The sequence below is a fragment of the Pseudomonas syringae group sp. J254-4 genome (genome assembly GCF_032586855.1).
Lineage (GTDB): Bacteria > Pseudomonadota > Gammaproteobacteria > Pseudomonadales > Pseudomonadaceae > Aquipseudomonas > Aquipseudomonas amygdali.
The window spans coordinates 218,065-240,953 of record NZ_JAWHOO010000008.1 but is presented as its reverse complement, the minus strand read 5'-3'; the positions used below and the strand labels follow the sequence as shown (position 1 = coordinate 240,953).

The 22,889-nt window shown below is 59.1% G+C and carries 24 protein-coding genes; 18 read left to right on the top strand and 6 right to left on the bottom strand.

The features are described from left to right. The first annotated feature begins 249 nt into the window (after positions 1-249). The 8 genes from RYB09_RS12935 to RYB09_RS12900 all read left to right on the top strand — a co-directional run bounded on the left by RYB09_RS12935 (position 250) and on the right by RYB09_RS12900 (position 6,900). On the top strand, positions 250-1,278 hold the full coding sequence (locus tag RYB09_RS12935) for a nucleoid-structuring protein H-NS (RefSeq protein ID WP_316888751.1): 1,029 nt from the start codon (positions 250-252) through the stop codon (positions 1,276-1,278). Further along, positions 1,275-2,465 (top strand): isocitrate/isopropylmalate dehydrogenase family protein, encoded by a 1,191-nt coding sequence (locus RYB09_RS12930; protein WP_122280836.1) that lies wholly within the window; start codon positions 1,275-1,277, stop codon positions 2,463-2,465. The genes RYB09_RS12935 and RYB09_RS12930 overlap by 4 nt, the downstream gene beginning before the upstream one ends. After that, positions 2,449-3,162 carry an RraA family protein gene (locus RYB09_RS12925; RefSeq protein ID WP_316888749.1) on the top strand — a complete coding sequence of 238 codons (714 nt, stop codon included), beginning with the start codon at positions 2,449-2,451 and terminating at the stop codon, positions 3,160-3,162. The genes RYB09_RS12930 and RYB09_RS12925 overlap by 17 nt, the downstream gene beginning before the upstream one ends. A 77-nt stretch (positions 3,163-3,239) precedes the next feature. Continuing rightward, positions 3,240-3,734 carry a flavin reductase family protein gene (locus RYB09_RS12920; RefSeq protein ID WP_316888747.1) on the top strand — a complete coding sequence of 165 codons (495 nt, stop codon included), beginning with the start codon at positions 3,240-3,242 and terminating at the stop codon, positions 3,732-3,734. Positions 3,735-3,774: 40 nt separating this feature from the next. After that, on the top strand, positions 3,775-4,137 hold the full coding sequence (locus tag RYB09_RS12915; protein ID WP_046719277.1) for an antibiotic biosynthesis monooxygenase: 363 nt from the start codon (positions 3,775-3,777) through the stop codon (positions 4,135-4,137). A 77-nt stretch (positions 4,138-4,214) separates the two neighbouring features. Then, on the top strand, positions 4,215-5,186 hold the full coding sequence (locus tag RYB09_RS12910; protein ID WP_230016378.1) for an NAD(P)H-dependent flavin oxidoreductase: 972 nt from the start codon (positions 4,215-4,217) through the stop codon (positions 5,184-5,186). Between the two features lie 86 nt (positions 5,187-5,272). After that, positions 5,273-6,046, top strand: a complete 774-nt coding sequence (locus RYB09_RS12905) for a hypothetical protein (RefSeq protein ID WP_230016377.1) — start codon at positions 5,273-5,275, stop codon at positions 6,044-6,046. Further along, entirely contained in the window at positions 6,043-6,900 is an 858-nt protein-coding gene (locus tag RYB09_RS12900) for a DUF6282 family protein (protein WP_230016376.1), read from the top strand. The genes RYB09_RS12905 and RYB09_RS12900 overlap by 4 nt, the downstream gene beginning before the upstream one ends. A 49-nt stretch (positions 6,901-6,949) precedes the next feature. Here the strand turns inward: RYB09_RS12900 and RYB09_RS12895 are convergent, their stop codons facing one another. From RYB09_RS12895 to RYB09_RS12885, 3 genes are all read right to left on the bottom strand, one after another. Further along, entirely contained in the window at positions 6,950-8,128 is a 1,179-nt protein-coding gene (locus RYB09_RS12895) for an LLM class flavin-dependent oxidoreductase (RefSeq protein WP_316888745.1), read from the bottom strand. A gap of 81 nt (positions 8,129-8,209) precedes the next feature. After that, positions 8,210-9,172 carry an LLM class oxidoreductase gene (locus tag RYB09_RS12890; RefSeq protein WP_193601291.1) on the bottom strand — a complete coding sequence of 321 codons (963 nt, stop codon included), beginning with the start codon at positions 9,170-9,172 and terminating at the stop codon, positions 8,210-8,212. 11 nt (positions 9,173-9,183) lie between these two features. Continuing rightward, positions 9,184-10,749, bottom strand: coding sequence for an MFS transporter (locus tag RYB09_RS12885; RefSeq protein ID WP_316888741.1), 1,566 nt, complete (start codon positions 10,747-10,749; stop codon positions 9,184-9,186). 157 nt (positions 10,750-10,906) lie between these two features. Here RYB09_RS12885 and RYB09_RS12880 point away from each other — a divergent pair, with 157 nt between their 5' ends. Together RYB09_RS12880 and RYB09_RS12875 are read left to right on the top strand one after the other, a co-directional pair. Then, positions 10,907-11,803 carry a LysR family transcriptional regulator gene (locus RYB09_RS12880; RefSeq protein ID WP_058402212.1) on the top strand — a complete coding sequence of 299 codons (897 nt, stop codon included), beginning with the start codon at positions 10,907-10,909 and terminating at the stop codon, positions 11,801-11,803. A gap of 42 nt (positions 11,804-11,845) precedes the next feature. Further along, positions 11,846-12,490 (top strand): glutathione S-transferase N-terminal domain-containing protein, encoded by a 645-nt coding sequence (locus tag RYB09_RS12875; protein ID WP_058402213.1) that lies wholly within the window; start codon positions 11,846-11,848, stop codon positions 12,488-12,490. A gap of 76 nt (positions 12,491-12,566) precedes the next feature. Here RYB09_RS12875 and RYB09_RS12870 read toward each other — a convergent pair whose 3' ends face one another. After that, positions 12,567-13,178, bottom strand: coding sequence for a type II secretion system protein J (locus tag RYB09_RS12870; protein ID WP_058402214.1), 612 nt, complete (start codon positions 13,176-13,178; stop codon positions 12,567-12,569). Beyond that, on the bottom strand, positions 13,175-13,636 hold the full coding sequence (locus RYB09_RS12865; RefSeq protein WP_058402362.1) for a prepilin-type N-terminal cleavage/methylation domain-containing protein: 462 nt from the start codon (positions 13,634-13,636) through the stop codon (positions 13,175-13,177). Before RYB09_RS12865 ends, RYB09_RS12870 begins: the two co-directional genes overlap by 4 nt. 104 nt (positions 13,637-13,740) lie before the next feature. On the opposite strand from RYB09_RS12865, the gene RYB09_RS12860 reads away from it, so the two are divergent. Then, positions 13,741-14,175 carry a hypothetical protein gene (locus RYB09_RS12860; RefSeq protein ID WP_058402215.1) on the top strand — a complete coding sequence of 145 codons (435 nt, stop codon included), beginning with the start codon at positions 13,741-13,743 and terminating at the stop codon, positions 14,173-14,175. A gap of 5 nt (positions 14,176-14,180) precedes the next feature. Here the strand turns inward: RYB09_RS12860 and gspI are convergent, their stop codons facing one another. Continuing rightward, the gene (gene gspI, locus RYB09_RS12855) at positions 14,181-14,573 is read right to left on the bottom strand and encodes a type II secretion system minor pseudopilin GspI (RefSeq protein ID WP_058402216.1); all 393 of its coding nucleotides are present in this window, start codon (positions 14,571-14,573) and stop codon (positions 14,181-14,183) included. 176 nt (positions 14,574-14,749) lie between these two features. Here gspI and gspG point away from each other — a divergent pair, with 176 nt between their 5' ends. From gspG to gspF, 7 genes are read left to right on the top strand one after another with little or no spacing between them, the layout of a single operon-like run. Then, positions 14,750-15,199, top strand: coding sequence for a type II secretion system major pseudopilin GspG (gene gspG, locus RYB09_RS12850; RefSeq protein ID WP_058402363.1), 450 nt, complete (start codon positions 14,750-14,752; stop codon positions 15,197-15,199). Next, positions 15,187-16,182, top strand: coding sequence for a type II secretion system minor pseudopilin GspK (gene gspK / locus RYB09_RS12845; protein ID WP_058402217.1), 996 nt, complete (start codon positions 15,187-15,189; stop codon positions 16,180-16,182). Before gspG ends, gspK begins: the two co-directional genes overlap by 13 nt. Beyond that, the gene (gene gspL / locus RYB09_RS12840) at positions 16,179-17,351 is read left to right on the top strand and encodes a type II secretion system protein GspL (RefSeq protein WP_058402218.1); all 1,173 of its coding nucleotides are present in this window, start codon (positions 16,179-16,181) and stop codon (positions 17,349-17,351) included. Before gspK ends, gspL begins: the two co-directional genes overlap by 4 nt. 4 nt (positions 17,352-17,355) lie before the next feature. Then, complete coding sequence (gspM, locus tag RYB09_RS12835) at positions 17,356-17,904, top strand: type II secretion system protein GspM (protein ID WP_058402219.1); 549 nt, start codon at positions 17,356-17,358, stop codon at positions 17,902-17,904. After that, on the top strand, positions 17,904-20,240 hold the full coding sequence (gene gspD, locus RYB09_RS12830) for a type II secretion system secretin GspD (RefSeq protein ID WP_316888733.1): 2,337 nt from the start codon (positions 17,904-17,906) through the stop codon (positions 20,238-20,240). Before gspM ends, gspD begins: the two co-directional genes overlap by 1 nt. Continuing rightward, a complete protein-coding gene (gene gspE, locus RYB09_RS12825; protein WP_058408194.1) occupies positions 20,237-21,655 on the top strand; it encodes a type II secretion system ATPase GspE in 1,419 nt (472 codons plus the stop codon). Before gspD ends, gspE begins: the two co-directional genes overlap by 4 nt. Further along, positions 21,655-22,866: a type II secretion system inner membrane protein GspF gene (gene gspF, locus RYB09_RS12820; RefSeq protein ID WP_058402222.1), complete on the top strand. Its 1,212-nt coding sequence runs from the start codon at positions 21,655-21,657 to the stop codon at positions 22,864-22,866. The genes gspE and gspF overlap by 1 nt, the downstream gene beginning before the upstream one ends. The last annotated feature ends 23 nt before the right edge of the window (positions 22,867-22,889 follow it).

Sequence of the window (22,889 nt, the reverse complement as noted above, 5' to 3'; positions counted from 1 at the left end):
GGCAAACGCATAAGGTGACGGTGAAAAAATTCACATCCCCTGATTAAATATCGACAATTTACAACGCGGTCGATTTTGACGAGGATCAATGTCGAGTTAAGAAGTTAATGATTCGAAACTCCGAGACGTTCAGGTGTCGGCTCGGCAATGTTTGCAGGTGCGGCGCTGTTGGATAACTACAAGAATAGAGGCAGTGGCAAGATCATCTCAAGCACCCTGTTTACACCCTAAGGACAGCCGGAGATTCTCATGGCCGACATAAAGATTCTCGACGTTACATTGCGTGACGGTGGTTATCGAAACAACTTCAACTTCACGGAAGACCAGGCTCGGGCTATTACTTCAGGCCTGGCGGATGCAGGCGTCGACCTCTGTGAAATTGGTTACTGCAAGGGATCATTTGCGCCGAAGGGCGAGCACGGGCTGACCAGTGATGTAGGCGCACGCTTTATTGAGAACATTGCGCAGGCCGCCGCTGGACGTATTGAGCTGGCGGTTATGGTTCACCCTAAAAACATCACGGTAGATGACTTCGCCATGCTCAAGGAGCAGGGTGTTTCGATGATTCGTGTCTGTCTGCGCCGCGATCAACTGGATGAAGGGCTGGCGACCTTGTCACTGGCCCGTGATCACGGCTTCAGTGTCAGCGCCAATGTGACGCATGTGACATCGCAGACGCCGGGAGCCGTGCTCGATACGGCCGCTCGTGCAGAGGGTGCCGGTGCGGACATCATCTGTTGTGCGGATTCCAACGGTCATATGCTGCCAGCCGATGTGCATCGGCTGTTCAGTCGCCTCGCAAGCCGGTTGCTGGTGCCGCTGGGCTTTCACGCCCATAACAATCTGTCGCTGGCGCTGGCGAATGCATCGGCGGCTATCGAGGCCGGTGCTGAATACATCGACACGTCCATCTGCGGCATGGGTAAAGGCGCCGGGAATCTTCACTTGAGCATGCTGGTGGCTTATCTGGAGCGTATTGGCGTCAGCCACGGTTTTGACCTGGTCAAGGTGATCGAATTGTCCGCTGTCACAGCCAACTCGATACCGCATAACAATATGCCCAGCCCGCTGATGGATATCATTCTGGGCACTTACAACTTCCCCTACGATGTCAGTCAGCGGGTGGCAGACACTCTTGAACGGTTTCAATTGACCTCCGAGTACCGAGCGATCGAGGTCATGCATCAACAGGACAAAGTGGCGCGCCTTGCTCCGCGAGCGGCGTTGTCGAATATCTTCAGTGACCTGTCGAAAAGCGTAAAAGGAGTTGCGCTATGACCGCCCAAATATCCCGCAAGCGTATATGCATTCTGCCCGGCGACGGTATCGGCATTGAGGTCATGGAAGCGGCGCTTCCGGTGATTGCAGCATTGAACCTGCCGTTTGATCTGATACCGGCGGATATCGGCTGGGAATGCTGGAAGCGCGAGGGTGAAACGGTTCCTGCTCAGACCTGGGAAGTCATGGCCAGCTGTGACGCGACGTTGCTGGGGGCAATAACCAGCAAGCCGCTGGCAGAGGCGGAAGCAGAGCTGCCCCTGGCACTTCAGGGCCAGAACCGCCGCTACGTCAGCCCGGTCATTCAGCTCAGGCAGAACCTGGACCTTTACGCCAATGTACGCCCGGTTACCGACATGACCGGTGAAGACAGATTTCGCTTTGTCGTGATCAGAGAAAACACCGAAGGTCTTTATGCCGGGCTGGACTTCGGGCATGTCCCGGATGCGCTAGTGCCCTTGCTTGAAGAGCGCGAAGCACTTGGCGCGCCGTGGCAGCGAGCAGGGCAGCAGGATGCGACCGTCACGTTGCGCCTGCAGACGCGCAGTGGTTTGACTCGTATTTTTGAATACGCATTCGATTACGCACGCAAGAACACCTTCACCCGGGTCACGTTTGTCGACAAGCCGATGGTGCTGCGACACAGCAGTGCGTTTGCACGGGGTATTTTTGAAGAAATTGCACAGCGTTATCCGGACATAACCGGTGTCATCGAAAATGTCGATGCGGTTGCCTTGTGGATGGTGCAACGGCCCGAACGCTTCGGGGTGATCGTTGCCGAGAACATGTTCGGCGACATCCTTTCCGATCTGGGCGCTGGCGTAATGGGTGGCCTGGGTTTTGCGCCCAGCGGCAACTTTGGTAATTCAGGTGCTTACTTCGAACCTGTACATGGCAGTGCGCCTGCTCATGCGGGGTTGAACAAGGCCAACCCCAGCGCAATGTTCATGGCCATTGCACTGATGCTGGAACATTTGGGATACCCGGCTCAGGCGGCATGTATTACTCACGCCGTCAGCCTGGTTTCACAATCTGGCGTACGCAGTTACGACCTTGGCGGTTCTCACACCACTGACCAGGTGGGCGAAGCGATTGTCCTGCAGTGCATCGAGTTGCAGGCCAGCTCTGTCGGGTACCGCACCGGGCAGACCTCAGCTCAGGGAGAACGTCATGTCAGCGCATATTGAACCGGCGGCAATTACGCAAACCGTGCTGGACGCCTGTGAACATCTGGATACCGCTTCGCTGTCTGATGCACTGGACAGTCTCGGGATCAATGGAGGGCTGTCTGGCATTGTTTCGCAAGTGCCGGGCACTCGTTGTGTCGGTGTTGCGTTCACCGTGCAGTACGAGGCGGTCGATGCGCCAACAACCTTCAAGGGGGCGGCCAACTACATCGATCAGGTGCCTTGCGGCGCGGTGATTGTTTCATCCAACGGCGGGCGTCATGACTGCACGGTGTGGGGCGATATCATGACCCACTTCGCCTTGGCCAACGGCATCAAAGGCACTGTTATCGATGGCGTGGCACGTGATATCGATACCGTTATCAGGTGCAACTATCCGTTGTTCAGTCGTGGGCGTTTCATGCAGTCAGCCAAGAACCGAGCACAACTCAAAGCGGTACAAGTGCCTGTGGTCATTGATGGCGTTACTGTCCGGCCCGGTGATCTTCTGGTCTGTGATGGCAGCGGCTGCGTGGTGATTCCACAGCAACTGGCCGCCGAGGTTGTACGCCGTGCTCAGGCGGTCGAGCAGACTGAGCGCAGGATTATCGAGGCCATATCCACGGGCTCGACCCTGGAGAATGCCCGCAGCACCTATCGTTACGACCAGCCCTGGCTGACGGACGCTGAAAAAGTCAGCGTGGGAGAACGGCCATGAATCAGGCTTCCCGATTGGCAGCACACGCAAATGTGCCAGAACCTCACACTCGACACAGCGCACTCGAGTCTCCCGACATGGATGTCGCTGCCTTCAAGAAAGCCATGCGCCGCCTGACGTCGACCGTCACCCTTGTGGCAACCGAACATGAGGGTACGCCTTACGGTATGCCTTACGGTATGGCAGCCACTGCCGTCAGTTCGGTATGCAGTGACCCGCCGTCCATTCTGGTGTGCATCAATCACAGCGCCAGCGTTTACCTGCCTTTGCTTGAGCGGGGAAAGTTCTCGGTCAATCTGTTGCAAACCGGGCAGGCCGAACTGGTCAGCGTGTTTGGCGGAGCAGTCAACGGGCCTGCGCGGTTTGAAAGCGGAGACTGGCAGCAGGACCAGGGGGTGCCTTATCTGCGTACCGCCCAGGCGACGCTTTTCTGTTCGGTGGCCCAACGAATGACCTGCGGCACTCACGAGATCATTATCGGGCTGGTCGAGAAAACGGCAGTGGCCGAGGTGATTTCACCGCTGCTCTGGCAAGACGGTAAACCGGCGGCTTCAACACCGCTTCTGGCTTGACTACGTGTTCTTATACTTCTTTTTATAAATGGAACTGATTATGAAAATGGAATTGTTCGATGCTCACTCCGTCACCGATGACAAGGCGGTGTATCTGATCAATGTTGTACAGGTCAATGAAGGTGCTCAGAATCTGGCTATCGAGATTCTCGAAGAAACGGTCAGTTATGTCGCACGTACTTACAGTGCGTTCAAATGGAGCCGATTGATGAAGAGCACGGACGGCAAGACCGTCATCAATCAGGCGCAATGGAGTGATCGCAGTCAGTTCGAGTCGCTGTTTACCGACAAAGAGTTTCTGTCGCGATACTCGCGGTTAAAGGAAACCGGTACCTGGGAATATCACCTCTATAACGTGGCCGAGTACATCACCCCTGAAATTGCATTACAAAAAGCGGGTTGATCCATTAGCTGCAGACGAAGGCTGCTTAGACGTCGCCTTCGTCTGACATTCACTCGGATTTTCACAGGTATCAGGCGATGGCCACGATCAATACAGCACTGACTTCTCTTCTTGGAATTGAACATCCTCTGATTCTGGCACCGATGGGTGGGGCGTCCGGAGGGCGTCTGGCGGCTGCAGTTTCCCGGGCCGGTGGTCTTGGTCTGGTGGGTGCCAGTTACGGCGATCCGCAATGGATGGCGCGTGAACTGGAGATGATGCACGACGTGCAGCAACCATGGGGTGTGGGCCTGGTCATGTTTACCGTGGCGAGGCAGTTCGAATTGCTTCAGCTGGCTCTCGAGTACCGCCCGGCAGTGGTTGCGTTGTCGTTTGGTGATGTACGTCCTTTCGTCCGGCCCATTCAACAGGCCAACGCCAAAGTCATCGTTCAGGTGCATGACGTCGACCAGGCGCTAGAAGCGCTGGACGCCGGTGCCGATGCGCTGATCGTGCAAGGCGCCGAGGCGGGTGGTCACAGTTTGCGCCGAGCTTCATTGCCGCTGTTTCCGGCAGTTCGCGACGCGGTGGGTGACGATGTTGTGCTTATCGGTGCCGGCGGGATTGCCGATGGCCGTGGCATGGCTGCTGCGCTTGCGCTCGGCATGGATGGCGTGATGATGGGGACGCGCTTTCTGGCTTCGAAGGAAGCACTGCCTTCCGAACGGGTAAAACAGCGCCTGGTGCAGGCTGTCGCGAGCGATACGGTGCGAACCCGGATCTTCGATGAGGTGCGCGGCATCGACTGGCCGCAGGGCTACAGCGGACGAGTGATCGCCAATAAATTTTCCGACAGTTGGGTAGGTGAGGAGCAGGCGTTTGCTGCATCAGCCGATCAATTGCGTCTTGAGTATGAAGCAGCACTGGCGGCCGATGATGTGAGTATCAGGGCGATCTGGGCCGGCGAGGTGGCGGACCTGATCAAGGAGGTGCTGCCCGCACAGCTCATTATCGAGTCAACCCTGCGCGGCTATGCCACCAGTGTTGAACGTCTGCGCGCGACCCGCTGATCCGTCACGATGGAACCCTCACGATGGAGCAACGACCGGACCCGCTCGAAACAGCGGGTCTTGTCATTTTTGCAGGAGCAAAAGCCATGAGTCATTGCATCACCTGCCAGACCTTCGGTGTCGGGCAATCAAGCGTATTCATTCTTTCACCGGTGATGCCGGTCTGGGACGCGGGTGGCTTCGCCAAACCGCTGATCGAGCATTTCACTGCGGCGGGTTATCAGGTCAGGGTTTTTGATTCCCTGTCCCTGCCGGTCAAGGCGGGCGAAGACTTTGACGGGTTTACCCAGCGCTGGGTCAGCGCGCTAGAGCCTTGGGGTGTGCCGGATGTACTCGTCGGCGTGGCCTTGGGTGGTGCGTTGGTACAGGCATTGGCAGGCACTTCATTACTGCGTTCGACACCTGCGTTGTTGCTGCTTTCTTCTCCCGCCAAAGCCGATGCGCTGCTGGATTCCAGGCTGGGACGTATGGCGGATCTGGCAGAACAAGGGCATGTCGAGCAAGCCAAACGCCTGCTGGACGATCTGGTGTTGCCTGAAGGCCAGAAACACGAGCACCCGTCCGTCAGCGAGAATGACGCAACGCTTTCAACCCAGGGGCAGCGTCTGACCCTGGGGTTCCGGCTACTGAGCGGTCTGGATATCAGTGAGTGCCTGCTCGATTACAAAGGGCGTGTGCTGAGCGTGTTTGGCGGGAAGTCGCAACTGGTGGGGGCGGGTCATGTGCTGCGTACCAAGGGCCACAAACAACGCTCACTGTGTGTGCCAGATGGCGGGATGCGTCCGCTGGCGGATGATCTGGACCGGGTGCTGGAGAGCATCGATACATTTCTGATCGCCAGTGCGGAGTGTGTGCAATGAGTCAGATCGAGGAGCCACGCTTCATTGATGTGCATTACCACGCCAATCCTGATGCGTTCATTCGCCGTCATGGCGCGATAGAGGCGGGCAGGCGCTACGCGGCGGTGCAGGGCCGGGTCGTATTGAAAAATCACCTGGGTTGCACGGCGGCCCAGGCATGGGAAGCACGCAATCAGGGTTTTCCGGTCAGCGGTTCAGTGGTTCTGAACGAAATCGCTGGCGGCATCGACTACCGCGTGGTCGAGCGCAGTCTGTGTTTGCGCGGCGATGAACCTGGACGTTTCATTGTGCACTTGCCAACCGTCACCGGCAGAACGCATGCCAGCACGCTGGCCCGCAACCTGAGCCATCCGCTGTTGCGCGAAAAGCCCATCAAGCCTGCCAGAGTGACAGCACAGAACGGACGTCTTACACCGCAGACGCTGGATATTCTCAAAATGGCCCGTGACTATCCGCTGGTCATCTCGACAGGGCATGCCGACGCCGATGAAGTCAGGATGCTGATCGAGGAATCACTGCGCATCGGTGTGCCAAGGCTGATGCTCAATCAGCCTGCCAATCCGTTGACCGGTCTGAAAGCAGCCGAGCTTGCGGTGATTGGCAGTGAACCCTCGGTCTACATCGAACAGACGGCGCTGACCTACTTGTTGGGCTATCAGGACCGGCAGGATTTCACCAAGGTGTTGAGTCATGTTCCCAATGTGGTCTACAGCTCGGACCTTGGGCAGACCAGTCAGATCGACGTGCACGAGTGGCTGTCGATGAGCGGGCAGTGGTTCGATGCGTTCGGTTTGAGTTGCGAGCGCCGTGCCGAGATGACGCTTTTGAATCCACAACGCATGTTGGCCATTTAAACCGTTCTGGTAGGACGCCCTGGCTAACTACGCCAGGGCGTCCTCATCATCAGGCTACCTCGGCGGCTACTCTCGGAGTGATTGTCTCGACAGTGATTGCTTCGCGCAGGCCCGCCTGTTCCATCAATGGCAGTGTTTCTCTGACGAAATCCTTTATGCCTTCGTGGTAATCCAGCCATGTCAGTGCGATGCCATCGATCCCCCAGTCAGAATATTTCTTGAACAGTTCCACGATCTGCTCCGGAGTGCCTACCAGCGGCACGCCTGCAAACCCTGCCTTGAAATGAAAGCGAAAACGGACCGCGTCTTCCGGAGTGAAGATACCGGTCTGAATGCCCAGCTCGCGGGTGATGATATCGCAGCCCTCATCGTCACCCAGCTGGTTGGCGTAATGGTCCAGGTATTCGTCCGCTTGTTCTTGCGTGTCTTTCTGCACCACATAGCCGTAACACCATATCTTTATATCGCGGTCGAACTCCTGCTTCGCCAGGTCCTTGTAGGATGCAATCTGCTGACGCACGGCGTCTTCACCGTCCAGGTGTTTGACGATCAGGAAGGCCGCATCACAGTGTTTGGCGCAAAACAGTTTGCCGCGCGGCGACCCGCCGGCATTTATCAGATAGGGAGTGTTGAGGGGTTGGGGCTGCGAGATAGCAGCGCAGATGTTGAAATACTCACCTTTGAAGTCGAACGGTTTTTTCTGCTCCCAGGCATTTTTTGCAATGTGCAGCCACTCTTCTGCGTAGTCGTAGCGTTTGTCGTGTTCCATCATCTCGCCGTTGAACATGCGCATTTCCGCGCCGTACCAGCCGCACAGAATATTCAGCCCGAAGCGCCCGCTGCTGATGTGATCGATGGTCACCGCCTGCTTGGCTGCAAACAGCGGATGAACCGTGGGCAGGTGCGATGTGGTGAACACGGCAATCTGGTGGGTCAGGGCGGCAATACCGGCAGCCCAGGTGTAGGTTTCGAAACAGACACCGCCGGTGTTATTGGTGCCGCCAAAACCTTTCCAGCGGCCTACCGGTATGAAGGCTTCAAACCCCGCATCGTCGGCCACCCGGGCGATTTCCAGATTACCTGCCCAATCGTCTCCGCGAAGGCGTTCCGGCGCATTGGTGACGGTGCAGCCGCCCTCGGTGTTAGTGGAGAAAACACCCAGCTGCATCTTGTTGCGGCTGCTGCGCATCGGGTTAGGTTTTATCGGATAAGCTTTTTCAGTGCGCATGATGACCTCCCAGGTCGGTTTTATGTCGTTCTTCCCTGCTAGATCCTTTGCCGACAGTGGCCGTGCAGGCGAAATACTCGCTCAGGCATGCTCACTGCGTCGGGTCGGGAAATACGGCAGCACATACTCTTCCAGCTCCTGTAACACTTCCGTGGCCGGACGTCTCAGTGGTTTCAGGTTCAGCGCAACATGCGAAACACCCTGTTCCCGTTGACGCTGCCACAGCTCGATGAGGGCGTTGCGCCCGGTACTGATGCCACGGCCGACTTTCATGGGTGCGTCCTTGTTGTCCTCCAGATCAAAGAACGTCGCATAACCGTAGGGCTTGAACCGTTTCTGCTCATTGGCATCGCGCCAATGATTGATCACGTCGGGCAAGGTATTGAAGCCACTCTGATGCCATATCCAGCCGTCCATATAGTTGGCCAGCCATTTGATGTCCTGCTGACAGCGGCCGATGGCGATCATAGGCAGTCGCCCAAAAAAAGGTTTTGGCAGTAGGTCCAGCGTGCCATTGAGTTTCCCGTAGTGGCGCGATGTGAAGGCCGGAAAAGAGTGCTCGGTCACCGCGTGCAGCATCTCGACACCCTCTCTGAAACGCTCTGCGCGTGTGTCGAAATTCTCGCCGAATGCAGGGTATTCGCTGGGCCGGTCACCCGTCGACACCCCCAGCAGGAAGCGTCCCTCCAGCAACACATCAACGCTGCATGCCTGTTTGGCGACCATCAGCGGATTGCGCAGCGTCAGTACGATGCCGGCTGTACCGATGCAGATTTGTGTGGTCACCGCAGCAAGCAGTGCTGCATACACGAAAGGGTCGAATATCTGGCCTGCGTCGCCAAAACCCGGGTCGAGAAGCGGTACGTCCCTCAGCCAGAGTGCTGCAAAACCGGCTTTGTCGGCCTGTTTTGCGAGGGCAATGTGATTTTTCATGGTCGGCGCTGCTGCGTCGGGATAGCCCTCCAGCGGCGCAATCAGACCGAAGGTGAGATGGCCCGGTGCGAACACCTTTGCAAAGGCAGGATGCCGCTGTGTGCTGGTCATTTCATGTGGACTCACTTGGCCTCTCCCGCCAGATCAAGCGTGTCGGATGGCTCAAGTGGCGGCTCGTCATGAGCGCGCACGCGACCGAGCAGGACAAAGACTGCCACTGCCGTCAGCACGGTGGCGGCGCTGAGAATGAACAGCAGATTGCGGAACGCGGTGGCGTACTGTTGGTGCAGCAGTTCTGCCTGACCGGGCAGTAGGCTGATCGCATTCTGCAGATCGCCCAATGCGGCGCGGTTGGCAGCGTTTGTCACCACATCAGGCGCGACACCCGTCAGGGCATCGAACAGCCCCCACTGAATGAACGTGGCCAGCAGTGCGCCTGCGATCGCAATGGCTATGCCGTCGGCAGAAACGCGCACGGCATTGAAGATGCCGGTAGCCATACCGGCGCGTTCCTTTTCAACCACACTGATCGCCATGCCATCCATCAGCCCCCAGGGCAGACCGATGCCGATGCCGATCAAGGCCATCGGCAGCAAGGCGGTTTTGATTGCTCCGCTGTCCAGCGCCAGCGCGAGCCACAGCAGGCCGACAGCCACCAGCAGCAGACCGATACCGGACAGCAGCCCGGAGGTAAAGCGACGTGCCAGTTGTGCGGCAAGCATCGGTACGATCAGCAGGGGCGCGGCCAGTGCGGTCATCATCTGTCCGGTTTCCAGCGCGCTGAGTCCGTCGATACCAATGAAGCGTGCTGGCAACATGATGATCAGCACGACAAAGAAAAATGCCGGACTGGCCGCAAGAATCTGCACGCCGACAAAGCGCGCGCTCTTGAATAACGACAGATCGAGCATGGGGCTGGCCACGCGCCGTTCCACTGCAATGAAGATCCAGAACAGCAACAGTGAACCGACGATCCCGCCCAAGACCAGTGGATGGGTCCAGCCGTCTTCAGGGGCGAGCAGGATTGCGTAGGTGAACAGGGTCAGTGCCGCGGTAAAGCTGATAGCGCCCGGCCAGTCCATGCCAGTGGCATTGGGGTCTCTGGATTCTGTAGCGCTGAAAAGCACCAGAAAAAATCCCGCAACCCCAATAAGAGCCGTTGCGTGAAATGACCATTTCCAGCCGGCCGAGTCGACCAGCGAGCCCGCCGCAAGAGGGCCGAAGGCCAGGCCTATCCCGAACGTGGTGCCCAGTAGGCTGAACACTCGGGTGCGGTCCGCTCCATGGAAGGTCTGGGCCAGCGATGACATTGCGCCAGCGAACGCTGCTGCACCGCCCAGCCCCTGAATCAGGCGAAGTACATCAATCTGCACGACGGATGAGGCCATCGGAATGGCAAAGGTGGACAGCACAAATATCGCCAGTCCGATCAGCCATACGCGTTTTCTGCCGTAGATATCCGTCAGGCTTCCAGCGGCCATCATGGCGCTGCCGTAAGTCAGGATGTAAGCGTTGATGACCCACGTGAGCTCGACGGCTGATCCGCCCAGCGCCTTGTTTATCGAGGACAGAACCACGGCAGGGCCAGTGAAGCACAACGGAATCAGGATGCCTGTCAGGCAGGCGGCAAACAATTGTCCCCAGCGTCTGGTAGCAGACGATGCTTGAACCTGGCTTGCTGAAGTCATGTGAATTTCCCTGTGAAGCGTGCGCAGGTTTCGGTGCATTGCACGCATTTATCCAAGGGCAGTTGCCCTGTCGGGAGATTAGGGGTTGCGTCTGCAAACAAAAACAGGCTTATGTTCCGAAGGTATAGGACAGGGCTGTCCTTAATAGGAGTGGGTATTGGAATCGCTCGGTAGCATTGCGGTGTTTGTTCTGGTCGCGGAAACACGGAGTTTTACCCAGGCTGGAAAGCGGCTGGGTATTTCATCGTCGGGGGTAGGCAAGAGTATCGGCCGTCTGGAAGAGGGCCTGGGTGTCAGGCTTTTTCATCGCAGTACGCGCAGTATTGCCATGACACTGGAGGGCTCGATATTTCTGGAGCGCTGTCGCCGTATTCTGTCGGAGCTTGAAACGGCAGAAATGGAGTTGAGCAATGCCAGGGATCTGCCCAGAGGCAGATTGCGCATCAGCCTGCCCTTGGTCAGCGGCCTGGTCATGCCGGTTATCATCGAGTTCATGCGCACCTATCCCGATATCGAACTGGACATCGATTTTTCCGACCGCATGGTCGATATCATCGAGGAAGGCTTTGATATCGTCCTGCGCACGGGAGACCCTGGCGACTCGGGCCTTATGTCGAGGCGGATGGGGGGCTTTCAATTGAAAATCGTCGGCGCTCCGGACTATTTTGCCAGGCGCGGGACACCTCAACATCCAGCAGACTTGAGTCGGCACGCCTGTCTGTTGCACAAGTTTCCCTCTTCGGGCAAATTTGAACACTGGCCGTTACGTCGCGAGGCCGGTGCCGATGATCTCGATTTGCCCCAGGTGATGGTGTGCAACACGACGGAAATTCTTGTTGATGTTGCGCGGGCGGGGTTGGGAATTGCCTGCCTGCCGGACTTCATGATTTCATCGGCCATTCGCAATGGCGAGTTGGTGCCAATACTGACCGACTACACGGTGCATACCGGAAGTTTCAGGTTGCTCTGGCCATCGAGCAAGCACCTTTCCCTGCGCCTGCGGGTATTCATCGACTTTATGCACGCCCATTTGTTTGCTCCTGCGTCTGTGTGACCGCGCGGACCGAGCATGTAGCACCTGACAAGGAGCATTGGCATGTACACGCTTTTTGGCACAGAGGGTTCGGGATCCGCAGCCATCGAGATAGCGCTTTGGCGCTGCTCGGTTCCTTTTACCTTGTTCAGGGCCTGCGCGTGGGAGGAGGGGCCAGGCAAGGAAGCATTGCGGCGGGTCAACCCATTGCTGCAGGTGCCCACGCTGGTCCTGACCGATGGCACGGTGCTCACCGAAAGCGCTGCAATTCTGATTCATTTGGGACTGGAGCATCCCGAATCCGGGCTGCTGCCCAGCAAGCCTGCCCTGCGCGCTCAAGCCCTTCGCGCGCTGGTCTACATCGCCGCCAACTGCTACGCCCCCATCGGGATTATCGATTACCCGCAGCGCTGGCTGTCGGGCTCCGACGAAACGCAGGCTACGCTACTCGAAACCGGCACCCGTGCGCGGTTGCATGAAAACTGGGAGACATTTGCGGATCTGTTCGCTAATGCAGGCTTCTGGCGTTGTGATGATCCCGGTGCAGTTGAGATTCTGGCTTGCATCGTGACCAGATGGGGCGGTGCGCGCGAGCATCTGCATACCACCCGGCCTGATTTTCATGAGCTGCTGTTACAGGTCGACGCCCAGCCGGTGGTCAGCGCAGTGATAAGGCGTCATTGGGGCTTGAGACGTCTTGAGGCGTAGAAGCAGGCCTTTTTGAAGACGTGACGCCAGAATGGATTCAACCCATCGTCCCTCAGTCGCCTGTAAGCAATGCTCGCTAATTCAGCGGCCCCAGCACCTTTCGATAGCGCTCGTCGCCATTACGGGTACGTAGCGTGAGCACAATTTCCAGCCCGTCGGGATTGTCTTCCTTGTGGCTGTCGAGCGGTTGCCAGCCTCCGACAGTTCTCCAGACCCTTATTTTTGTCTCGACGACTTGGTCGAGCACCGCTATTCCTTCATCGGGAGCGGGTAGGGGGTAGAGATTGCTGCTGTCTGCGGCCGCGCGATACAGCCTGTTGTCCTTTAGCCACCAGCGGATTCGCTGCAGTCCTTCCCCGGCCGTGGCCGCACTGCGAATGACGTCAAGGCGCATACCGTTCCTTTCAGCAATGCGAATACTGATGGGCATCAACGTTTTTGCCTGCGGATCGGTTTCTTCGCCAGGCAGCGGTTTTTGCAGCTCGACGCCTGCACGCATGGCCACGTCGCGCTCCAGCTGGTTCAGCGCTCGCAGTACCGACTCGGTGTGCCCGGTGCTTTCGCGTAACTGGATATCGGTGCGAGTGATGCTCTCCAACCCACGCCAGGCAATCAGGCTGACGATGATCATCAGCAGGATAGCCACCATCACTTCCAGTAATGTGAAGCCGTTTTGCCTTGCATTCATGGAGGGCTGACCACCTGCAGTTGACCCAGCGCGCTACGCTGCAGGCTCAAGGATCGTTCACCGTCAGAGAGCTGGATGCGCAGCGGTGCGACGATCCATTCGGGACCTGACACCACTCGCTGCGCCGGGTCTACGCTGATGCGTATGGAGGGTGTTTCCCAGGCTCTGAAACGCAGCTGCGGGTCGTTCATGAAGCGGTCGTAGCCCACGCCGTGCTCGGCACGTCGTGCGAAACCAAAGCCTTTGCCATCGACCAGCAAGGTGATTGGCCGACCGTCGACCCTGGCCTCGACCTGTGCGATGTGCAGCATATGTGCAAGGCGTTCAGCGTCCTTGCGCAGCAAAGCGGCAGGATCGGGTTTGATGCTCATGCCCACCGTTGCGCTGACGATGCCAATGATGACCAGAACCACCATCAACTCGATCAGGGTAAAACCCCGTTGTGTGTCCATACTCATGATCGGTGGCTCCCTGATGACGCTTGCATACTGATCAAAGCGGGTGCCAGGCATTCTGATGCAGTGATGTAGACTGCTCCGGCAGACGAACAGGAGGTTCAGTCATGGCATTTTCGTTTCATCCATTATCAGCGCCGCGCCTGGTGCAATCGGCGGCCTTGATTGCAGCACTGGCGGGTATCGCACTCTGGTCGTCGCTGTTGCTTGCTCCCGAGCCTGTACGTGCACCCTTGCCGGAAAGCGCCGCTCCCGCTGCGGATGTCGGCAGTCCTGCCCGACAGTGGTTCGCCAACCAGCCGCTTCAGGTCCGGATCAAGGTCAGCGGGGTCATGGCCGGGATCAAAGGCGCTGTGGCGATTCTCACTGTCAACGATAGACCGCCGCGCAGCTATCTGGCGGGCGATTTGCTCGCCAGGGATGTACGGCTGGTGGCTGTCGAGAGTGATGGAGTAGTGATCGAGCAGGGTACCGAGCGCACACGATTCAAGGTCGCCAGCCTGGCGGGCCTGCCGGAGTTGCCCAGCCTGCTGCGTCGTTGAAACGCTCATGGAGACTCTTTCGGCGGGCGTCGGATCGCTATAACGGTATCGAGGCGGGCCAGTGGTGGCGCTTTATTGTCCCGCTGTAATACTCGCAGACTGACCCGCATCAACATTCCGTCTGCACTGGCTTTGAGTGTCTGTTCACAGGTCAGCGAGAGCCTGCCCTGGTCGCACTTGCGGGTTGTGAAACCAGGCCTGAGCCTTGCCATCATACGTAATTCGGCCAGTTGGTTCTGCGCCTCCAGCAGCGCAATGGCGCGGTCGCGCAACACACCGTTGTTGAAGGTCATTACCCCGCTCAAGCGCACGGCCGCCGCCATTGCCACGGTGATGATCAACAGCGCCACCAACACTTCGATCAGGGTGAAGCCTTTCTCCTTGTGCGGTTGCAGCATGGGTGCCTCCTGGCAAATCCTCCTGCTCCATACAGGCAACAAAACGATAGCACCGGACCAACATCTGATTATTCATGAATGGCTCACCATAAGGTTTGAGCAGATTTATCGTGTCACGCCGTTGCGGCGTCTACACTGCGGGACAGATGAGGATCATCAAGGATATGGATATGGATATGGATGTCGCACGCGTCAAGCCTCGGTCTGGAGGCCGTCGCGGCCAGGACGGCTTTACCCTGATCGAAATCATGGTGGTGGTGGTTATTCTCGGCATTCTGGCCGCTGTTGTGGTGCCCAGGGTTCTTGATCGTCCGGACCAGGCGCGGGCTGCTGCTGCGCGACAGGATATCGCAGGGCTGATGCAGGCGCTCAAGCTCTATCGCCTCGACCACGGCACTTACCCCAATCAGGCTCAGAGCCTCAAAGCTCTGGTCGAGCGGCCGGTCAACGTCAACAAAAACAACTGGCGCGCCTATATCGAGCGGCTACCCGACGATCCGTGGGGGCGCCCCTATCATTATCTGAACCCCGGCGTTAATGGCGAGGTGGATCTTTTTTCTCTGGGTGCCGACGGTCAGCCCGATGGCGAGGGTGTCAATGCCGATATCGGCTCATGGCAGCTCTGAATATGGCGCTGAGCACTTACCCGTCAAGCGCAATCAGGCAAGGCGGCTCGGCAATTATCGGTGCCCTGCTGACCGTCGCGATTGTCGCGGTCATCGCTGCCGGTATGCTGACCCGTCAGAGCGTCATGATTCGCACGGTAGAAGCCGAGCAGTCGCGTATCCAGAACAGCGCAGCGCTGATGGCCGGGCTGGACGCAAGCCGCATGCTGTTGTGGGATTCACGTCGCAAGAGCCGGGCGACTCATCCTGGCCAGGCGTGGGCGCAGCCCCTAGGCCAGAGTCCATCCGATCGACCTGAAGAAGGTTTTCACGGACGACTGGAAGACCAGCAGGGCAAATTCAACCTGCGCAACCTGCTGCGCAATGGTCAGCTGGAAATCGGTCAACTGCGCAGTTTCGAACGCTTGTGTCAGATGATTTCCATCAGTGATGTTCTCTGCCAGAGCATCAGCCAGCGGGTGCTTGGCTCATACACACGTTTTTCGACTCCGGTAACAGGCACGGTCAGCGGGACATTCGCGAGCGGGCGGGAGACTTCTTCGGCGATGCGCAAGCCCATCCCGGCATCATCGGTGACACTGCGCAGCCTGGATGATCTGCAAGGGATGCAGGGTTTGAGCGATCAGGTACTGGAGCGGCTGAAACGCTACGTGTGCATTCTGCCAGCCAATACCTGGGTCAACAGCAATACAGCGAGTGCGGAGGTACTGGCAGCGGTGGTGCCCGGTTTGTCATTGCCCAGTGCGCAAACGGTGGTGGCCGAGCGCGACAAGGGACAGTGGTTTGCCTACCGTCTGGAAATCATCGCTCGCATGCAGGTGCCGACCCAGGCGGCTGACGGGCTTGAAATCGGTGTAGCAAGCGAGTGGTTTGTGTTCCGTGGCGAGGCGCGCAGAGATGGACGCCAGGCCCGCATGGAGGCCTTGCTGTATATGCGCGATGACAGCGTGCCTCGTGTTATCTGGTCACGGATCGGCGCATGAGCCGGTTGCGGATTGCCCTGCCTGCTCTGGAACAACTGAACCCGGAGACGCCACTGCTATTCGCCCGGCTGGACAGCCAGGGCAAGGTTGTTGAAAGCGGCCTGAGCAGTTTGCTGGACTTGAAGCAGGGCGGCGCACTGCAGTCGGTGGAAGCGTTTCTGCATCCGCTGGACAGTCTGCTGGCCCGGATCGAAACGCCGCCGCTGCCTGCGTCGCGGGTTAGAAGCGCTGCACTGTTAGCCGCCCAGGGACTGATACTGGGCGGCAGTGAGCTGATGCACATCGCCAGCAGCCCGCGCTATGCCGACGGGGCCGTTTATCTGGGCTGGTTACCGTCAACTGCGCTGGAACGTCTGAGCCGATTGCTGAGTCAGTCGCGTCTGTCATTGCGCGGCCTTTACCCTGCGCCCTATGGCCTGCCTGTGCCTGCACCGGGTCAAGTCAGTGTCGTGCTGCGGGATGAGCACTGGCTGCTACGTCACAGTGCTGGTCAAGGCAGCGTGCATCCGCGTCTGACCGAGACCCCTGATGTGCACCTGGCCAACGGCAGCGAGTTGCACCGGCTGGACGGCGAGGGCACGGCAGGCCCGGAAATATCGGCTGGCCTGCTCCTGGGCGGGCCGTCACCCGGCTGGAGCCTGCATGCAGGAACGGGAGCGGCGAAAGTCAAAACATCGGGCTGGACCGCAGCATGGGTCTGCTGCGGTTTGGCTGTCGGGGTATGGGCGCTGGGCTTGAATCTGTACGCCGCTCGCGAGGCTGCCCGAGGACAGCAACTCAAGACCGGTATGGTGCAGCGGGTCAGCCAGGCCTTTCCTCACTTGCCGGTCATTCTCAATCCTCTGCAACAGGCCCGGCAGCAGGTGGCGGCACTCGAAAGCGGTTCAGCCGCCGGCACCGACAGCGGATTCGAACAACTGGTAAAAAGCGCCGCTGAAGCTTTGCCGTTCCTGGCGGGTAGCGTGCAGCGCCTGACGTACTCGGATGGCCGCCTGCAGCTGCAACTGTTGCCCGATAACGCCCAGCCTTCTGTTGACGATACGTTGCAGCGTTCGCTGGCGCAGGTGGGTCTGGCAGCCAGTCGCGATCATCTCACCTGGACCCTGAGCCAGATGCCTGATCAAGCGGCCGATGCGCCCGGCGCTACGCTGGAGAGCGACGTTGAATAGCCGAGTGTGGCAGCCATACGCCGACCGCTGGCGGCGACTGAGTGGGCGTGTGCGTGTTGTCAGGGCCGGTCTGTCGATCAGGGAGACGCGTCTCCTGTCGATAGGCGCGCTGGTGTTGTGCTGCCTGGTGACGTGGCTACTGATGGTTCAGCCTGCACTGAAGAAAATCACGTATTGGCAGGCGCAAACCCCTGTGTTGAGCGCCCAGGCCGAGACGCTCGAAACATTGCTCAAGCAGGTGAGCGTGCCGCAGCGCCGAACAGGCCCGCAGGATCTGCAGCCAGCCTTGCAGCGCAGCCTTGAAGCCTTCGGGTTGTGGTCGTATTGCCAGCTTGAGCATGACGGTGAAGGGGCTGAGCGCAGTTGGCAACTGGCTTTCGATCACGCGCCAGCTGACGCAGTGATCGGTTGGCTGCTGGAGCAGCCGCAATTGTTTTCGTTACACATCAAGGACGCCAGCCTGCAACGTGCAGGCGAAGACGCTCAGGACCTGACAGGTCATCTGTCCGGGGTTGTTCGCATGGATCAGGCGCCGAGCGCAAAGGAAGCTTAATGAAGTGGAATGCCTTTACCTACACGTTGCCCTGTCGCAGCGTCGCACCGTTTTTCCTGCTGGCGCTGAGCGCGTGCAGCACCACATCGCCTGCGCCGCCTGAGCTGTTAGAGAGCGAGCTGGGTCAACCGTTGGCCAGAACCTTGCCCGCCAGCGACGCACATGATCGCCAGCGCGCGCAACCGGGCGTCGCGCCGGGACAGAAACACACGTTGTCGAACACCGCACGCGGCCATACGCCAGCCCACAAGACAGTGGCTGCGCACGGCGCGCTGGGTGACCAGCCCATACAATTGAATTTTGTCGAAGCCGATATTCAATCGGTCGTGCGGGCGTTGTCACGCTCCACAGGTCAGCAGTTTTTGCTGGACCCAAAAGTCACGGGCACGCTGACGCTGGTCAGCGAAGGGCCGGTGCCGGCCTCTCAGGCTTATGAAATGCTCTTGGCCGCGCTGCGCATGCAGGGTTTCAGTGTGGTGGATGTCGGCGGTGTGGCTCACGTCGTGCCTGAAGCCCATGCCAGACTGCTTGGCGGTCCTGTCTACAGTGCCGACAAACCTTCCGGGAACGGCATGCTGACCCGTACGTTTCGTTTGCAGTACGAAAATGCGGTCAATCTGATTCCGGTGCTGCGGCCTATCGTTTCGCCGAACAACCCGATCAACGCCTACCCCGGCAATAACACCATCGTCGTCACCGACTATGCCGATAACCTGACGCGAGTGGCGCAGATCATCGACGGTATCGACACGCCCAGTGCCATCGATACCGACGTGGTGACCGTGCACAACGGTATCGCGGTAGATATCGCCAGCATGGTCAGCGAATTGCTGGATACTCAGGGCGGCGACGCGACCCAGAAGATCAGCGTGATTGGCGACCCCCGCTCCAACGCCATCATTATCCGCGCCGGCAGCCCGGAGCGTACCGAGCTGGCGCGCAATCTGATCTACAAGCTGGACAACGCCCAGAGCAACCCGAGCAATCTGCATGTTGTGTACCTGCGCAATGCCCAGGCGGGAAAGCTGGCTCAGGCCTTGCGGGGCTTGCTGACCGGTGAAAGTGACAGCGGTGCCAGCGATACCACCCGGACGATGCTCAGCGGCATGGGCAGCACCGGTAACAAGAACGACGTGCAAGGCAACAGCAGCGCAGGCCCTGTCTCCGGGACTGTAGCCGGAAGCGGTTATGGCCAGAGTAGCGCGTCGCCTTCGGTTGCCACAGCCGGTAGTCAGCAAGCCGAACAGAACACCGCGTTCAGTGCAGCCGGGGTGACCATCCAGGCTGATTCGACCACCAACACCCTGTTGATTTCCGCTCCGGAGCCGCTGTATCGCAACTTGCGTGAAGTCATCGATCAACTGGATCAGCGCCGTGCTCAGGTGGTGATCGAAAGCCTGATTGTCGAGGTCAGCGAGGACGATGCGAACCAGTTCGGCGTGCAGTGGCAAACCGGCAACCTGAATGGTAGCGGCGGCTTTGGCGGAGTGAACCTTGGCGGCAGCGGTTTGAATACCAGTGGCAGCACCAGCATCGACGTACTTCCCCCTGGCTTGAATGTCGGCGTGGTGAGGGGCGCGGTGACCATTCCGGGCATTGGCGAGGTGCTGGATCTGAAGGTGCTCGCGCGCGCTCTGAAGAGCAAGGGTGGCAGCAATGTGCTGTCCACGCCCAACCTGCTGACGCTGGACAACGAGGCGGCCAGTATCTTCGTCGGCCAGACCATCCCGTTTGTCACCGGCAGTTATGTAACGGGCGGTGGCGGCACCAGCAACAATCCGTTCCAGACGGTTCAGCGGGAAGAAGTCGGCTTGAAACTGAATGTCAGGCCGCAGATTTCCGAAGGCGGTACGGTCAAGCTGGACATCTATCAGGAAGTCAGCAACGTCGATCAGCGCGCCTCGCTGGCGTCAGGCACCGTCACCAACAAGCGCGCCATCGATACCAGCATCCTGCTGGACGACGGGCAGATCATGGTGCTGGGCGGCCTGCTTCAGGACGGGTACAACCAGAGCGATGAAGCGGTGCCCTGGCTGTCGAGGATTCCGCTTCTCGGCGTACTGTTTCGAAACGAAGCGCGTTCGACCAGAAAAACCAATCTGATGGTCTTCCTGCGTCCCTACATCATTCGTGACAGCGGCACAGGGCGCAACATCACGCTGAACCGTTACGAATTCATGCGCCGCGCACAGGGTAATTTGCGTCCCGAGCGTAACTGGATGCTGCCGGACATGCAGGCGCCGCAGTTGCCCTCTGCGGCAAAGGCGATTCCTGACCTGCAGCCTGCTGCCGGTCAGATGCCGCGGGCGGTCATTCGCGCAGTGCCTGTGCCATGAGTGCGTTGCCTTATGCCTGGGCCAGGGCGCAACGCATTCTCTTGCGTGAGACTGACGAGGGGGCGCTGCTGATCGTTTGCGACGCTACTCCAGGCTGGGCAATCAATGAGGCCCGGCGGCAGTTCGGTCCGGCGCGTCTGGAACAGGTCGGCACGCATCAACTGGAGGGGCTTCTGGCCGCAGCCTACGCCGACACCGGCAGCGCGGCGGCGGTAGTGGGCGCTGCAGAAAACGAAGCTGACCTGAATCGGCTGATGCAGGATATCCCGGAAATCACCGACCTGCTGGATGCGCAGGACGGTGCCCCGGTGATCCGCATGATCAATGCATTATTGACCCAGGCAGCTCGCGACGAGGCCAGCGATATTCATATCGAACCCTATGAAAGCCATTCGGTGGTGCGCTATCGGGTCGATGGCAGCCTGCGTGATGTGGTATCGCCGCGCAAGGCGTTGCATGGCTCGCTGGTGTCACGGATCAAGATCATGGCCCAGCTGGATATCGCCGAAAAGCGCTTGCCTCAGGATGGTCGAATCGCCTTGCGGGTGGCCGGCCGGCCCATCGACATTCGCGTCTCGACCGTGCCTACCGGCCACGGTGAAAGGGTGGTAATGCGCCTGCTCGACAAGCAGGCCGGTCGTCTGCGCCTCGAAACCCTGGGCATGGCCCCTGATGTGCTGGCCAGACTCGACAACCTGATACGCCAGCCCCATGGCATTGTGCTGGTCACAGGGCCCACCGGCAGTGGCAAGACCACCAGTCTTTATGCCGCGTTGGCAAGGCTGGATGCCAGCACCAGCAATATCCTGACCGTGGAGGACCCGGTGGAATACGACCTGCCGGGTATCAGTCAGATTCAGGTCAACAGCAAAATCGACATGACTTTCGCCCTGGCATTGCGCGCCATTCTGCGTCAGGACCCGGACATCATCATGATCGGTGAAATCCGTGATCTGGAAACCGCCCAGATCGCGGTGCAGGCTTCACTGACCGGACATCTGGTGCTTGCCACCCTGCACACCAATGACTCGGTATCGGCGATCAACCGGCTTGTCGACATGGGCGTCGAACCCTTTCTCCTCGCGTCTTCTCTGCTTGGCGTACTGGCGCAGCGCCTGGTACGCCGTTTGTGCCCGCAGTGCAGACAACCCGACCCGACTGCGTCAGGCTGCTGGCGCCCGCAGGGGTGTGAGCGCTGTAGTGGTACCGGTTATAGCGGCCGCACCGGCATTCACGAGCTGTTCTGCATTGATGATGAGGTGCGCAGTCTGATCCATCGAGGTGCCGACATGCAGGCACTGAGGGCTGCGGCGCGCAATGCCGGCATGGTCAGCATGCGCGAGGATGGCCAGCGCTGGGTTCGCGATGGCACCACCGCTCCGGAAGAAATCATTCGTGTGACACGGGACGCTTGATGAGCCGCTATCACTATGAAGCTGCCGATGCGCAGGGCAGGATCGAATCCGGCCATCTGGACGCTGACAGTCAGGACGCTGTGATGGCTGATCTGCGCCAGCGGGGGCTGACTGCATTGCAGGTAAAGATCGACAGCCAGGCCAGCAGTCATGGGGCAGGGGGGCTCTTCAGTATGCGCCTCTCGGACGCTGACCTTGCTTCGGTGACCCGACAACTGGCAAGCCTGCTGAGTGCCGGGCTGCCGCTGGATGAAGCATTGGGGGCCACGGTCGAGCAGGCCGAACGCCAACACATTATTCAGACCCTGAGCGCGATACGCACCGATGTTCGCAGTGGCATGCGTCTGGCCGAAGCGCTGGCCGCCCGCCCCAGAGACTTTCCGGACATTTACCGGGCCTTGATCGGGGCGGGGGAGGAGTCCGGCGACCTGGCCCGGGTCATGGAGCGACTGGCCGATTACATAGAAGAGCGCAACGGCCTGAGAGGCAAGATTCTCACGGCGTTCATCTACCCCGGCGTAGTGGGGCTGGTCTCGATTGCCATCGTGATTTTTCTGCTGAGCTACGTAGTGCCCCAGATAGTCAGTGCGTTTTCTCAGGCGCGTCAGGACCTGCCCGGTTTGACACTGGCCATGCTGGCCGCCAGTGATTTCATCCGTGCCTGGGGTCTGGTGTGTCTGGGCGTATTGCTGGCGGCGTTGTGGGGCTGGCGAATCTGCCTGCGCAACCCGGCTACGCGCCTGAGATGGCACAGCCAGATCCTGCGCTTGCCCTTGATCGGTCGATTCGTGCTGGGGCTGAACACCGCACGCTTTGCATCGACCCTGGCGATTCTCGGTGCTGCCGGTGTGCCCTTGCTGCGGGCGCTGGACGCAGCGCGTCAGACCTTGTCCAACGATCGCCTCAGTCTGGCGGTGAACGAAGCCACGTCCAGGGTCCGTGAAGGCGTCAACCTGGCGGTGGCGCTGCGGATGGAAAAGGTCTTTCCGCCGCTGCTGATTCACCTGATTGCCAGCGGCGAAAAAACCGGGGCTTTACCGCCGATGCTTGATCGTGCTGCGCAGACCCTTTCCCGCGATATCGAGCGCCGCGCCCTGGGCATGACTGCGCTGCTCGAACCTTTGATGATCGTGATTATGGGCGGCGTAGTGCTGGTGATCGTGATGGCTGTGATGTTGCCGATCATCGAGATCAATCAACTGGTCAACTGAGGGGCTCGATCCTGACGAAAGCA

Coding starts and splice junctions, on each gene's coding strand:
- RYB09_RS12865 (WP_058402362.1), bottom strand. CDS start 13,636: ATGAGTATGGACACACAACGGGGTTTTACCCTGATCGAGTTGATGGTG.
- gspI (WP_058402216.1), bottom strand. CDS start 14,573: ATGCTGCAACCGCACAAGGAGAAAGGCTTCACCCTGATCGAAGTGTTG.
- RYB09_RS12915 (WP_046719277.1), top strand. CDS start 3,775: ATGAAAATGGAATTGTTCGATGCTCACTCCGTCACCGATGACAAGGCG.
- gspK (WP_058402217.1), top strand. CDS start 15,187: ATGGCAGCTCTGAATATGGCGCTGAGCACTTACCCGTCAAGCGCAATC.
- gspE (WP_058408194.1), top strand. CDS start 20,237: ATGAGTGCGTTGCCTTATGCCTGGGCCAGGGCGCAACGCATTCTCTTG.
- gspL (WP_058402218.1), top strand. CDS start 16,179: ATGAGCCGGTTGCGGATTGCCCTGCCTGCTCTGGAACAACTGAACCCG.
- gspG (WP_058402363.1), top strand. CDS start 14,750: ATGGATGTCGCACGCGTCAAGCCTCGGTCTGGAGGCCGTCGCGGCCAG.
- RYB09_RS12870 (WP_058402214.1), bottom strand. CDS start 13,178: ATGAATGCAAGGCAAAACGGCTTCACATTACTGGAAGTGATGGTGGCT.
- RYB09_RS12900 (WP_230016376.1), top strand. CDS start 6,043: ATGAGTCAGATCGAGGAGCCACGCTTCATTGATGTGCATTACCACGCC.
- RYB09_RS12885 (WP_316888741.1), bottom strand. CDS start 10,749: ATGACTTCAGCAAGCCAGGTTCAAGCATCGTCTGCTACCAGACGCTGG.
- RYB09_RS12910 (WP_230016378.1), top strand. CDS start 4,215: ATGGCCACGATCAATACAGCACTGACTTCTCTTCTTGGAATTGAACAT.
- gspD (WP_316888733.1), top strand. CDS start 17,904: ATGAAGTGGAATGCCTTTACCTACACGTTGCCCTGTCGCAGCGTCGCA.
- RYB09_RS12875 (WP_058402213.1), top strand. CDS start 11,846: ATGTACACGCTTTTTGGCACAGAGGGTTCGGGATCCGCAGCCATCGAG.
- RYB09_RS12860 (WP_058402215.1), top strand. CDS start 13,741: ATGGCATTTTCGTTTCATCCATTATCAGCGCCGCGCCTGGTGCAATCG.
- RYB09_RS12935 (WP_316888751.1), top strand. CDS start 250: ATGGCCGACATAAAGATTCTCGACGTTACATTGCGTGACGGTGGTTAT.
- RYB09_RS12920 (WP_316888747.1), top strand. CDS start 3,240: ATGGATGTCGCTGCCTTCAAGAAAGCCATGCGCCGCCTGACGTCGACC.
- RYB09_RS12890 (WP_193601291.1), bottom strand. CDS start 9,172: ATGACCAGCACACAGCGGCATCCTGCCTTTGCAAAGGTGTTCGCACCG.
- RYB09_RS12930 (WP_122280836.1), top strand. CDS start 1,275: ATGACCGCCCAAATATCCCGCAAGCGTATATGCATTCTGCCCGGCGAC.
- gspF (WP_058402222.1), top strand. CDS start 21,655: ATGAGCCGCTATCACTATGAAGCTGCCGATGCGCAGGGCAGGATCGAA.
- RYB09_RS12895 (WP_316888745.1), bottom strand. CDS start 8,128: ATGCGCACTGAAAAAGCTTATCCGATAAAACCTAACCCGATGCGCAGC.
- RYB09_RS12925 (WP_316888749.1), top strand. CDS start 2,449: ATGTCAGCGCATATTGAACCGGCGGCAATTACGCAAACCGTGCTGGAC.
- RYB09_RS12905 (WP_230016377.1), top strand. CDS start 5,273: ATGAGTCATTGCATCACCTGCCAGACCTTCGGTGTCGGGCAATCAAGC.